Origin of the sequence: Paraburkholderia sp. BR10936 (assembly GCF_040965735.1) — a bacterium.
Taxonomy (GTDB): domain Bacteria; phylum Pseudomonadota; class Gammaproteobacteria; order Burkholderiales; family Burkholderiaceae; genus Paraburkholderia; species Paraburkholderia nodosa_A.
In genome coordinates this window covers 1-12,829 of record NZ_JBFRCM010000047.1, presented here as the reverse complement: position 1 = coordinate 12,829, position 12,829 = coordinate 1, and the positions used below count along the sequence as shown (strand labels likewise).

Below are 12,829 nucleotides of genomic sequence, written 5' to 3'. Positions count from 1 at the left end.
ACGGCGTGCTCGTGTGGATGATGACGAGGTCGTATGCGGCTGCAATCTTCAGCGTTTCTTCCACGCCCAGGCCGTCGGCCGGCGCGTCGAGCACGCGGCTGTCGGGCACGAGGGCCGCGGGCTGCGCAAGCCAGGTGGGATACCAGAACGAGCGGATCTCGCGCTTTGCCTGGTAGCGCGAGCCCGCGCCACCGTCGAAGCCGTCATACGACGGGGCCTGCAGAAACAGCGTTTTCATGCGATGAGTGCTCCGGGTACCCGTACTGTGCCGGGTGATGATTGAGGTGACAATTCGGTAAAAAAGCGCGCTAGCGCGGTATCAAAGCGACGCCTCAGCGAGCGTCCGATCCTTCGACGGCAGGCCGCCGCGTGCTCGCGGGCCTGGCCATGGCGGAAGGCGCTGCGGCCTCGGGATTGGCGACGCTCACGCGCACGCCGCGCCAGATCACATGCGAGCCGAACGCGGCGGAAAGCCACTGCAGCGCCAGCAGCACGTCGCGCAGCGGCACGAGCGGCAAATCGCGCCAGAACCCTCGCCAGCTTCCGCTCGCTCGCGCGTGCAGTATCAAACGCGCAATGATACCCGCCATCGTGGCCGTGGCGAGTCCGGCCAGCGCCGCGCGCGTCGTCGCGCACGCGCCGATGCCCGCGCCGGCCGCGAGCAGGCCGTAGAACAGCGCGCCCAGCACGAGCCACGGCGTGGGAAACGTGATGAACAGCGAAGCGAAGCCCGCCGGATTCACCGAGCGGATGGTGCGCAGCCACCGCGTCTCGCGCAGCCAGAGCGAGCCGAAGGTCGGCTCGATCACGTCGGTGGCGACCACCACGGGCGCCAGCACCGTGGCGAGGCCGTGATCGCGCGCATAGCGGGCGAGCAGGTAGTCGTCGGCGAGGCAGTCCTTGAGCGCAGCGAAACCGCCGATGCGCTCGAGCGTCGTACGGGAAAGCGCGAGCGTCGCGCCAAAACCGAACGCGCGCGAGCCCGTGGAATGCGCCACGCGCACCGAAGGCGCGAACCACTCGTTGATGAAGAGCGCACCCACGCGGGGCCAGAAACCGCCGATGCTGCGGGCGCTGTAGAGACAGGTCACGACGCCCACGTCCGGGTCGGCGAGCGGCGCGGTGACGATCTCCAGATAGTCGGGCTCGACGGCGATATCGCTGTCGGCCACGACGATCGCGTCGTAGCGCGCGCGCGCCGCCAGATTGATGAGGTTGCTCACCTTGAGATTACTGCCGTGCACACGCGGGTCGATCACGAGTTCGATGTCGTGGCCGGGATACGCCGCCTGCAACCGGCGCACCACGGCAATGGCCGGGTCCGCCGGCGACGACACGCCGAACAGCAACTGAAAACGTGGATGCCGCTGCTCGCAGAAGGTCGCGAGATTCTCGTAGAGGCGTGGCTCGGCGCCGCACAAGGGCTTGAGCACGCTCACAGGCTGCGGTTGCGCCCGGCGCGCACGACGCGCGGCTTCGCGCACGAGCGCGGCCGAACCGAGGCGCGGCATCGTCAGCGCGGCAACGAGGCCGTAGAAAGCGGCCACGCCGCACAGCACGACCACGACCCAGACGAGCACGGGCCAGGCCGCCGGGATGGCGAAAACCTGCGCCACCGTCATGACGCGCCGCCTTGCCGGGTCACGTGGGCCAAGCCGCGCTCGCCGCGGGCTGCGCGCAAGGGGAGAAGCTCCTGCGGTGCCCCGACCGGAATTCGCGTTTCACCACGTACCATTTCCCTGCCCTGAAAATCCAGAAATAAGCCGCGCATCTTAGCCGCATTACGTATTTGAAGCGGGAAACCAGACAATGGATGCCGGTTTGCACGATGCGAGGCAATTGAACAAACAACGAAGGGGAAATAAACCATCGTATGAAACATTGGACATGGTCGATCCCCGATTCGACGCCGAAAATTGTATCAGCAAGCTCCGTCAGTTGCTTCCGACGGACGCGGGAAAATGCGTTGCCAAAGTTGTAAAAGCGTAACTATTTCAGCGATTAAACAGCCGCCTTCCAGCGCTTTTCCGACCCGAAAAAATTCGGTAAGCATCTAGAAATGGTTCTTTAATAATTCTGAATTGAAAGCGCGGCTTTTGCATTGAAACAGGAGTAGTTCTCGTTAATATTCAAATTGACTGGGCGAAAAGGCAATCAGCCATTTCTGAACCCACGCCGCCTGCATGGGTTCCCGAAGGCCGCCAGCACGAACGAAAGTGGTTTGGCACAATGGCCGCACCTTGCGACTGCCTTGCGGCCTCGCGTCGGGCACCCGGCGCACGGCACGCGCGTCGCGCCCCTCATACCAGGCCCCACGCTAGCCCATGACCCTCTTCTCCGTACTCGACCTCTCGCCCATCCCGGCAGGCTCCCATGCCGGCGCCGCGCTGCACAACACGCTCGATCTCGCCCGGCACGCCGAGCACCTCGGCTATCACCGCTTCTGGCTGGCCGAACATCACAACATGACGGGTATCGCCAGCGCGGCGACTTCGGTGGTGATCGGCTACGTGGCGGGCGGCACGCAGACCATCCGCGTGGGCTCGGGCGGGATCATGCTGCCGAACCACGCGCCGCTCGTGATTGCCGAGCAGTTCGGCACGCTCGAAGCGCTCTACCCCGGCCGCATCGACCTCGGCCTCGGGCGCGCGCCCGGCACCGACCAGACCACGGCGCGCGCGCTGCGCCGCGACCTGCAGGGCAGCGCCGACAGCTTCCCCGACGACGTGGCCGAACTGCAGCGCTATTTCGCGGCGCCCGTCGAAGGCCAGCGCGTGCGCGCCGTGCCCGGCGCTGGGTTGAACGTGCCGCTCTATATCCTCGGCTCGAGCCTCTATGGCGCCCAGCTCGCGGCGGCCATGGGTCTGCCGTTCGCGTTCGCCTCGCACTTCGCGCCCGACCATCTGCTCACGGCACTGCGTCTGTACCGCTCGCAGTTCCGTCCGTCGGCGGTGCTCGCCAAACCCCATGCGATGGTCGGCGTGAACGTGTTCGGCGCGCCCACCAACGAAGAAGCGCGCTTTCTCTTCACCTCGCTGCAACAGCAGTTCGTGAATCTGCGGCGCGGTACGCCGGGGCAGTTGCCGCCGCCGGTCGAGCAGATCGCGGCAAACGAGTTCGAACTCGCCGGCGTGTCGCACTCGCTCGCCTGCTCCGTGGTGGGCGACCAGGAAACCGTGCGTGCGGGCCTCGCCTCGGTGATCGGGCAGACCGGCGCGGACGAGCTCATCGTCACCGCGCAGATCTACGACCACGCGGCGCGTCTGCGTTCGTTCGAGATGGCGGCGCAGGCGCGCGATGAATTGAAGGAAGCCGCCGCGGGACGGTAACCGCGCCCGCGTGCGAACGCCCCCTTAGTGCGAGGCGTTCAACGCGTCGAGGCCTTTGAGCAGCGCGGCATGAAACGCCCGCGGATCCTGCATCTGCGGCGCGTGCCCGAGATCGGCGAACTCCACCAGCGTCGCGTGGGGAATGGCGCGCTGCGCGGCTTTGGCCAGCACCGGATAGTGCCCGAGCTGCGCGCGCACCTCGGGCGGCGCGAGATCCTTGCCGATGGCGGTCGTGTCCTTGTCGCCGATGAGCAGGAGCGTCGGCATCTGCAACTGCCCGAACTCATAAATCACCGGCTGCGTGTAGATCATGTCGTAGAGCAGCGCGGAGTCCCACGCCACTTGCGTCTTGCCCGGCCCGCGATACATGCCCGCCAGCATCTGCACCCACGGCTCGTAGGCCGGCCGCCACTGGCCCGCGTAATAGGTGGCCTGCTCGTAGCGGCGAATACCGTCAGCGCTCGTCTTGAGCTCGCGCGCGTACCAGTCGTCGACCGAAATCGACGGCACGCCCTTGGCCTTCCAGTCTTCCAGCCCGATCGGGTTCACGAGCACGAGCTGCTCCGTTTCGCCCGGATACATGAGCGCGTAGCGCACCGCCAGCATGCCGCCCGTCGAATGGCCGACGATCGTCGCATCGTGCACGCCGAGCGCCGCGAGCAGCGCATGCGTGTTGCGCGCGAGCTGCTGAAAGCTGAACTGATACGAGGCGGGCTTGCTCGATTTGCAAAAGCCGATCTGGTCCGGCGCGATCACGCGGTAGCCCGCGGCGTGCAACTCGCGGATGGTGGCGTCCCACGTCGCCGAGCAAAAGTTCTTGCCGTGCAGCAGGACCACGGTGCGTCCGTTCGGTTTCGCGGGCTGCACGTCCATGTACGCCATGTGCAGCGTCTGCCCCTGCGAAACGAACGCAAAGTCATGCACGGGATGCGGATACTCGAAGCCCTGCAGCTCGGCACCATACGCGGGGCCGTCGGGCGTCTCGATCGCGGCTTGCGGTGACGACGCCGACGACGGCGCGGCATCGCTCGCCCCAGGGTCGGCAGCGAGGGCGACGTGACAGAGCGCGGCCGCACTCAGCGCGGCAACGAAGGGAGCGAAGGCAGCAAAGCGGGCAAGCGTGTGGTTCAGGATGGCTCTCATCGACGGGAGATCGGGCGAAAGGTCGGACAGAAGAACAGGACGGCGAGATGGCGCCGGTACAGCCAGCGATTCTAGCGGCCCCGCCCCGCTCATGCCGGCTTTCTCGTCCAGCGCGTCTGTAGGGCATGCGGTTTGCTGCTCATCAGCGCCTCGCACGACTGCGGCGCGCATCTCCGGCACCGGGCACCGGCAATTCGCGCTACGCTGCATTCAGTGCTAGAACAGTCAATACAGGACGCACGAGACGTCCGCGACGCGAGAGACGCACGCGTGTTGCACCGCGAGACGCGCCGCATCAGGGACGCGACAAGCACGCGAAAGAAGGACCGCACCGGCCCGGGCACGACGAGGCGGGCCGCGGCGGCCGTACCGGGGGGCACAACAAGGAGACGACCATGGAAACCCCGGCAAGCCTCAACGATCTGCAACGCACCACCCTCGCCATCGTGCTCGCTGGCGGCCGCGGCACGCGCCTCGGGCCGCTCACCAACAAGCGCGTGAAGCCGGCCGTGTACTTCGGCGGCAAGTACCGCATCATCGATTTCGCCCTCTCGAACTGCCTGAATTCGGGCATCCGCCGCATTGCGGTCGTCACGCAGTACAAGGCGCACTCGCTCCTGCGCCATCTGCAACGCGGGTGGGGCTTCCTGCGCGGCGAATTCAACGAGTTCCTCGACCTGTGGCCCGCGCAGCAGCGCGTAGAAGGCGCGCACTGGTATCGGGGCACCGCCGACGCCGTCTACCAGAACATCGACATCATCCGCTCGATCAGACCGAAATACGTGGTGGTGCTGGCCGGCGACCACATCTACAAGATGGACTACACGCGCATGATCGCCGACCATGCCGCAAGCGGCGCCGACTGCACGGTGGGCTGCATCGAAGTGCCGCGCATGGAAGCGCGCGCGTTCGGCGTGATGGCCGTGGATGAGTCGCGCCGCGTGACCGGCTTCGTCGAAAAGCCCGAGGATCCGCCCGCCATGCCAGGCCGCCCCGACATCGCGCTCGCGAGCATGGGCATCTATGTGTTCGACACGAACTATCTCGTCAAACTGCTCGAAGAGAACATCGCGCGCTCGGCCACCGACCACGACTTCGGCAAGGACATCATTCCGCGCGTGGTGAGCGACGGCCATGCGATCGCACATCCGTTCAGCATGTCCTGCGTGTCGTCGGACCCGGCCGCCGAACCCTACTGGCGCGACGTGGGCACGGTCGACGCCTACTGGTCCGCCAACCTCGACCTCGCCTCGACCATCCCCGCGCTCGATCTCTACGACCGCAACTGGCCGATCTGGACCTACCAGGAACAGTTGCCGCCCGCCAAGTTCGTGCGCGACCTCAACGGCCTGCAGGGCTCGGGCACCAACCTGATCGTGTGTGGCGGCAGTGTGATCTCGGGTTCGCAGATCTCGCGCTCGGTGCTCTCGTCGAATGTCGTCGTGCAGTCGTTCTGCAACATTGCCGAGGCAGTCTTGTTGCCACAGGTGACGGTGGGCACGAGTTGCCGGCTGCGCAAGGTCGTCGTGGACCGCGGCTGCACGGTTCCCAACGGCACCGTGATCGGCGAAGACGCTGCGAGCGACGCCGAGCGGTTTTATCGCACCGAGAGCGGCGTCGTGCTGGTCACGAGCGAGGCGCTGGCGAAACTGCCTGGCTAGTCCATGCGCCCCGCGAAGCCGATCCGCGAGACCGGCTTCGCTCACGGGCGCGCCAACCCGCAAACAACCCGCAAGCAACCCGAGCACCGAGAGGACTGACTCCCGATGACCATTCGCGTCCTGCACGTAGCCAGCGAGCTGTATCCGCTCCTGAAGACCGGCGGCCTCGCCGACGTTACCGCCGCCCTGCCCGCCGCGCTGATCGAACAAGGCGCCGACGCCCGCCTGCTGCTGCCGGGCTTCGCGCCCGTGGCGGCGGGCCTCGAGGACCTGCGCCCCGTCGCGCGCCTTACGCGCACGTTCGGCGCGCCCGAGGCGACGCTCGAACTCGGGCGTCTGCCCGGCAGCGAGCTGGCCGTCTACATGATCCGCGCCGATGCGTTCTACGCGCGCCCCGGCAACCCCTACCTCGACGCTGAGCACGTGCCCTACGGCGACAACGCGCAACGTTTCGCGCTGCTCGGCTGGACCGCCGCGCAACTCGCGCTGCACCTCGATGCCGACTGGGCGCCCGCGATCGTGCAGGCGCACGACTGGCATGCGGGACTCGCGCCGGCCTACCTGCGCGCGGCGGCGCGCGAGCGCGGCGCGAGCTTGGCGCCCGGCGGCGCGCGCTCGATCTTCACGATCCACAATCTCGCGTATCAGGGCATCTTCCCCGCCCAGCAGTTCGACACGCTCGGCCTGCCGCGCGACTTCTTCGACATGCATGGCGTGGAGTTCTACGGCCAGCTTTCGTTTCTGAAAGCCGGCCTCTATTTCGCCGACAAGATCACGACCGTGAGCCCGACCTACGCACGCGAGATTCAGACGGTCGCCCAGGGCGGCGGCCTCGAGGCGCTGCTGCGCGGACGCACGCACGACCTCGTCGGCATTCTCAATGGCGTGGACTACGCCGTCTGGAATCCGTCGAGCGACGCGGCCATCGCCACGCGCTATTCGGCCACACGCCAGAGCGGCAAGATGCGCTGCAAGGCGGCGCTGCAAACGCGCATGAAGCTCGCGCAGAAGCACGACGCCCCGGTGTTCGGCGTGGTGAGCCGGCTCACCGAGCAAAAGGGCCTCGACCTGCTGCTCGCGGCGCTGCCCGAGATCGTCGCGCGCGGCGGGCAGCTCGTCGTGCTCGGCACCGGCGACCCTAGCCTCGAACAGGGCTATACGCGCGCCGCGCACCAGCATCCCGAATCGGTGGCCGTGGAGCTGGGCTTCGACGAGACGCTCGCGCACGAGATCGTCGCGGGCGCGGACGTGATGATGGTCCCCTCGCGCTTCGAGCCGTGCGGGCTCACGCAGCTCTATGCGCTCGCTTATGGCGCGCTGCCGCTCGTGCACCGTGTGGGCGGACTCGCCGATACGGTGGTCGATGCCTCGCTGGAGAATCTCGCCGATGGTCTCGCCACCGGCTTCGTGTTCGAGCGCTTCGAGCCCGACGCGCTCACGGCCGCGATCCGCCGCGCCTTCGCGCTCTATGGGCGCAGCCGCGACTGGCGCGAGACGCGCTCGCGTGCAATGCAGCAGGACTTCGGCTGGGCCGCGTCGGCGCAACGCTACATGGCGCTCTATCGCGAACTGGCCGGTCAACACGCCGTGGCCTAGCGCCCTCCCGGACGCATTGCAGCCGCTGGCAGCGGGCGCGCGCGCAACATCGCGCCCACGCATCCATCGACTGGGCGCAGCGAATTCGGTTATCGTTGCTGCACCTGCGCAAAGGCGCGCTGCTCGAAGCGCCGCAAGCGATAACGAAATCTGGACCGGCCATGAAAAACGTTTTGAGCATCCAGTCGCACGTCGTGTTCGGTCACGCGGGCAACAGCGCCGCGGTGTTTCCCATGCGCCGCCTGGGCGTCAATGTCTGGCCGCTCAACACGGTGCAGTTCTCGAATCACACGCAATACGGCCACTGGACCGGCGCCGCCATCGGCTCGGACGAGGTCGTGGATCTCGTCGAAGGCATCGGCGCGATCGGCGTGCTGCCGCGCTGCGATGCGGTGCTCTCGGGCTACCTCGGCGCCCCCGAGCAGGCCCAGGCCGTGATCGACGTGGTGCGCGCCGTCAAGGCCGCCAACCCGCAGGCGCGCTACTTTTGCGACCCGGTGATGGGCACGCTCAACGCCGAGAACGGCTGCCGCGTCGAGCCCGGCATTCAGGAGTTCCTCGTGCGCAACATGCCCGAGGTCGCCGACGCGATGATCCCCAATCACATCGAGCTGCAACGACTCGTGGGCCGCGAGATCGAGACCGCGGAAGAAGGTGTGCTCGCGTGCCGCGAATTGCTGCGCCGCGGCCCGAAGCTGGTCCTCGTGAAGCATCTGCTCGACCGCAACAGCCCTGCCGACCGCTTCAACATGCTCGTCGTGACCGAGCATGAAGCATGGCTCGGCCAGCGCCCGCTCTACCCGTTCGCGCGCCAGCCGGTGGGCGTGGGCGACGTGACGAGCGCGGTGTTCGTCGCGCGCCTGATGCTCGGCGACTCGCTGCGCCGCGCGTTCGAACACACGCTCGCGGCCGTGAACGCCGTAGTGAAGGCGACTTACGACGCAGGCCGTTACGAGCTGGAGATCGTCGCGGCGCAAGACCAGATCGCGCGCCCGCGCGAATGGTTCGACGCCTGGGCGGTGGAAGCCGCCTAAACTGAAGCGGTGCGCGCGCGGCCTATAATGCCGTCCGCATGACTCGCGGCGGCCAGACACAGTGCACGGCCGCGGCGCCCACCGTCTTTAGAGAATGACCGATGTCCGATTCAATCCGTAGCGAGCAGGAAGAGTATTTCGAGCAGCTTTGCCTTGCCGTCGACGCCGGCGAGACCCACGAGCAGGAAGCCATCGAATACTTCGAGGAACACAGCCACGAAAGCGGTTTCGACGCCGCCGTGTGGCTCGACATCGCGCTTTACCATGCACCCGACGTCGCGCGCGGCATCATCGACTTCGTCGACGAGAGCGAGCGCGAACGCAGCGACATCGCCCAGACCATTGCCGACACGCTCGACATCTCGTACGGCGACGACGAATGCGCACGCTTCGAAGCGACGATTCGCTTCGCGCTCGCCAATGGCATTCCCGTCGATCTCGACGTGGTGCTCGACGGCTGCAACCGCGCGCTCGACGACCTCGAAGCATGGGCGAGCGCCGACACCATGGCGCCGCTCGTGCGCCTGCGCGACGCGCTCTTCGAACTGCAAAGGGGCGAGTAGCCCGAGCGCGCGGCACGGCGTGAGCGGCTGACCTGGCGGCCTGATATATTGCTCGCCATCCGCCGCCTCACGAAGGCGCGCGCCCAGCCGGCGCACATGGGGAGCTGGCTGAGACCCCCACGAGACACGCCACCCACGCGCGCAGCCGTCGCACAGCCCGTTCCGGCAAGCCGCAGTCGCGAACAGCAAGACGCAAGACCCGAAGACGAGACGCCCCGTCTACGCGCCACGCCGGCGCGCGGCGCGGCGTACCCGGACAAAACGCACACAAGAACACCGCGCCGCTGTCGCGCAAGGAGTCACCATGAGTCTCGCTGCCGCGCCTGCAACCGCTGGCGCCTGCGCATTCGCCACGCCGTACCGGGCGTGCCGCAGGCTTGCGGCTGGGCTCCTGATCGGCGCGCTGGCCACCGTCGGCACGCTCGGCGCGAGCCGCAGCGCTCTGGCCGCCGGCCCGCTCGACGTGCGCATCGGCTTCGTCTCGCCGCTCTCGGGCGACTCCGCCGACTACGGCCGCGATCTGCAAAACGGCGTGCAGCTCGCCCTCGACGAGGCGAACGCGCAAAACCTCAAGATCGGCGAGCAGGCGGCGCACTTCGAACTCGTGCCCATCGACGATCGCAGCGACCCACGCCTCGGCGTGCAGGCCGCCGCGACGCTGGCGAATCAGGGAGTGAACGCCGTGGTCGGCCACTTCAACTCGGGCTCGGCCATTCCGGCCTCGCGCATCTACGAGAGCGCGGGCATCCCGATGATCAGCCCCGCGGCCACCAATCCCGTCATCACGTCGCAAGGCTTCGCGAACACCTTCATGGTGATTGCAAACGACGCGCAGAACGCCGGCATCGCAGGCGCCTGGGCCGTGGACGTGATGAAGGCCAAACGCGTGGCCATCATCGACGATCGCACCGCCTTCGGTCAGGGCGAAGCCGACATGTTCGAGCGCGCGGTGCGCGAGCATGGCGGCAACGTGGTCGCGCGCGAGTTCGCGCAAAGCATCGCGAGCGACTTCGGCCCGCAGCTCGCGAAAATCAAGGCCGCCGATGCCGACCTGCTCTACTTCGGCGGCCTCGCGCACCAGGGCGCGGCGCTCGCGAAGCAGATGAAGGCGCGCAGCATGAACGCGCAGTTCGTGGGCGGCGGCGGCGTGGCGAACGCCGACTTCACCCAGGCCGCGGGCGCAGCAGCCGAAGGCGCGATGGCCTGGGAGTACGGCCGCCCGCTCGCGCAACTGCCGGAGGGCCCGCGTTTCGAGGGGGCTTTCAAAGCCCGCTTCGGCGCCAACGTGCTCGCCTACGCGCCGTTCGGCTACGACGCGGCGTGGGCCGCGATCCACGCGATGGTCAACGCGAAATCGGCGCAACCCGAGGTCTACCGCAGCGCGCTCAAGACGCTCGCCTTCGACGGCGTGACGGGCCGCATTGCCTTCGAGCCGGACGGCTCGCTCAAGAACGGCGCCTCCACGCTCTGGCAGGTGAAGAAAGGCGTGTGGGTGCCCGTGACGACGCGCGGCGGCTGAGCGCCGCTCACGGTTGCTGCGGCGCGCTCGCCGCCCGCACGACGATCTGCGCGTGCGTGTCGCGCTCGATGCGCAAGAGTGCGTCGCGCATCTGCGCGAATTCGTTGGCCGTGCACATCTGGTGACCAAAACGCGCCGCTAGCCGCCGCTCGATCTGCAGCGTGCGCGAGCGCGCGTCGAACACGTAATGCGACGTGTAGTCGAGAAACGCGTCGCTCGCTTGCGTGTCTTGCGGCACGTCGGTCACGCTCGCGAACGCGGGCAGCACGATCTGCGCGCTCTCCGAAAATTCACCGCCGATGCACGCCCAGGGCTGCGTGCGGCGCGGCTGCGCGAGCCAGCTGTCGATCTGCGTGGCAATGCCACCCGTGAAGCTGCTCTTGGTGGGGATTGCCGTCGTGCCGTCGCGCCAGACCACATGATCGAGAGTGCCTTCCATCGTCACCGAAAACGGTCCGTCGGTTGCCTCGGTCTGGGCCGTGCTGACGTGCGCGGTGCCGGCGAGTCCGGTGAGCCGCAGGCGCTGTGCCGCGAGTTGCTGCGCCTGCGCGTGCGTCGCGCGGCGAAACGCGTTGCGCTCGGGCTCCGCGCCCGCGCCTTCGTCTTCCACGTAGTAGCTGTAGGCGGCGTCGCCGGTCGCCCCCACCTCGAGCGACAGGCGCGCCGTGCGCTCGCGCCGCCCGGTCGCGGGCGTACGCGAAAGCACGCCGTCGTCGACGAGCAGCACGGGCCGGTCCATCACGCCTGGCGGCAAATAACCGAACGCGTAGCCGCCCGAAGAGGTATCCGCATACACGCCGAGGTCGGGCAGCCACGCAATCGCATGGTTGATCGCGTGCGCGCCATAGCCCGGCACGTCGGGCAGCGTATAGACGGGGCCGAGATCGAGCAGCACGGGCTCGGCGCGTATGCCCACCGCCGCGAGCAGCGCGCTGAAGAGCGCCACGTGGTCCTTGCAGTCGCCGTAGCGGTTGTGCAGGATGTCGGTCGCGCGATGCGGCACGGCCGCGGTCTCGCCAAGAAAGAGCGCGACATAGCGGATATTGAAGCGCATCCAGTCGTAAATGCGGCGCGCCTTCTCGCGCGGGTCGCTCACGCCCGCCGTGAGCGCCTGCGCAAGCGACGCGATGGCCGGATCGGTCCCGGTGGGATCGGCGGCGGCTTCGCGATAACGCGCGGCGAACGCGGCGAAGTCGGGCATTGTCGAGACCATCAGCCGGTCGCCCCAGTTCACGTAGGCGACCGCCCCAGCTTCGAGCGGCGGATAGGGGCCGTGCCGGTAGTCGAACGCGTAGCGGGTGCGGCCGTTCGCCGTCTCGGGGGCGAGCGCCGCGTAGCCACGCGCGTCGGCGTGGAGCGGCACGTTGGCGGGCAAATCGAAGATGAGGCGCTGAAACTCGACCGGTTCGCCCGTCGGCTCGACGAAGTACGAGAACGAGCCCGCGTCGAGCGCCTTCGCGCGGCGCTTGGCGAAATGCAGATGCACGCGCGACCCGACCTGGACGCCCGGAAAGATCACCGTGCGCAGCACGCCGTCCTCGAACGTGGGCGCGCCCGCCGAGCGCGGCTCCTGCACGTCGCGAATGCCGCTTGCGCCGACCGCGTGCGCGGTGCCGTCCGGATCGACGGTTTCGGCCGACAGCTGGGTAATCGTTTCGATATCCTTATTGAACCAGACGTAACGCTGGGCGATCTCGTCCACGCCGGCGGTGGTGTTGGCGCGCAGCACGGTGTCGTCGTCCTCGACGACCGAGCCGTCCTGCTGCACGACGAACAGATGCACGTCGCGCTCGAGCGTGTATGGCGGCACGTCGGTTTGCGCGGCGCGATCGGCGGTCTCGACGCGTGCCGTGCTGTCGGGGCTGCGGTCGCTCGCCTGGGCGCGGGCATGGCCGCTCACAACTGCCAACGTCAACGCTAGACACGACGCAACGCACCGGGCGGCGCGCCTGAGCCCCTCGCCTCGCGTCATGGGGGTCTCAGG

9 protein-coding genes and 1 pseudogene are annotated in these 12,829 nt (G+C 67.8%); 6 read left to right on the top strand and 4 right to left on the bottom strand.

Translation table 11 applies throughout. From position 1 onward, the window contains the following. Positions 1-238 (bottom strand): annotated as a pseudogene (locus AB4Y36_RS40145) (hopanoid biosynthesis associated radical SAM protein HpnJ); the annotation flags it as partial. A gap of 94 nt (positions 239-332) precedes the next feature. Continuing rightward, positions 333-1,622: a bacteriohopanetetrol glucosamine biosynthesis glycosyltransferase HpnI gene (gene hpnI / locus AB4Y36_RS40140; protein ID WP_069269339.1), complete on the bottom strand. Its 1,290-nt coding sequence runs from the start codon at positions 1,620-1,622 to the stop codon at positions 333-335. A gap of 702 nt (positions 1,623-2,324) precedes the next feature. On the opposite strand from hpnI, the gene AB4Y36_RS40135 reads away from it, so the two are divergent. Then, entirely contained in the window at positions 2,325-3,329 is a 1,005-nt protein-coding gene (locus AB4Y36_RS40135) for an LLM class flavin-dependent oxidoreductase (RefSeq protein WP_368685900.1), read from the top strand. Between the two features lie 24 nt (positions 3,330-3,353). Here AB4Y36_RS40135 and AB4Y36_RS40130 read toward each other — a convergent pair whose 3' ends face one another. Further along, complete coding sequence (locus AB4Y36_RS40130) at positions 3,354-4,472, bottom strand: alpha/beta fold hydrolase (RefSeq protein ID WP_368685899.1); 1,119 nt, start codon at positions 4,470-4,472, stop codon at positions 3,354-3,356. A 395-nt stretch (positions 4,473-4,867) separates the two neighbouring features. Here AB4Y36_RS40130 and glgC point away from each other — a divergent pair, with 395 nt between their 5' ends. The 5 genes from glgC (at position 4,868) to AB4Y36_RS40105 (ending at position 10,845) form a co-directional block, all read left to right on the top strand. Next, entirely contained in the window at positions 4,868-6,133 is a 1,266-nt protein-coding gene (gene glgC / locus AB4Y36_RS40125; RefSeq protein WP_069269342.1) for a glucose-1-phosphate adenylyltransferase, read from the top strand. A gap of 105 nt (positions 6,134-6,238) precedes the next feature. Beyond that, positions 6,239-7,729, top strand: a complete 1,491-nt coding sequence (gene glgA, locus AB4Y36_RS40120; protein WP_368685898.1) for a glycogen synthase GlgA — start codon at positions 6,239-6,241, stop codon at positions 7,727-7,729. Positions 7,730-7,890: 161 nt separating this feature from the next. Further along, the gene (pdxY, locus tag AB4Y36_RS40115) at positions 7,891-8,763 is read left to right on the top strand and encodes a pyridoxal kinase PdxY (protein ID WP_069269349.1); all 873 of its coding nucleotides are present in this window, start codon (positions 7,891-7,893) and stop codon (positions 8,761-8,763) included. 101 nt (positions 8,764-8,864) lie between these two features. Beyond that, the gene (locus tag AB4Y36_RS40110; protein ID WP_069269344.1) at positions 8,865-9,326 is read left to right on the top strand and encodes a hypothetical protein; all 462 of its coding nucleotides are present in this window, start codon (positions 8,865-8,867) and stop codon (positions 9,324-9,326) included. A gap of 304 nt (positions 9,327-9,630) precedes the next feature. Then, entirely contained in the window at positions 9,631-10,845 is a 1,215-nt protein-coding gene (locus tag AB4Y36_RS40105; RefSeq protein WP_368685897.1) for a branched-chain amino acid ABC transporter substrate-binding protein, read from the top strand. Between the two features lie 7 nt (positions 10,846-10,852). Here the strand turns inward: AB4Y36_RS40105 and AB4Y36_RS40100 are convergent, their stop codons facing one another. Beyond that, a complete protein-coding gene (locus tag AB4Y36_RS40100) occupies positions 10,853-12,760 on the bottom strand; it encodes a DUF3857 domain-containing transglutaminase family protein (RefSeq protein ID WP_368685896.1) in 1,908 nt (635 codons plus the stop codon). Positions 12,761-12,829 lie beyond the last annotated feature (69 nt).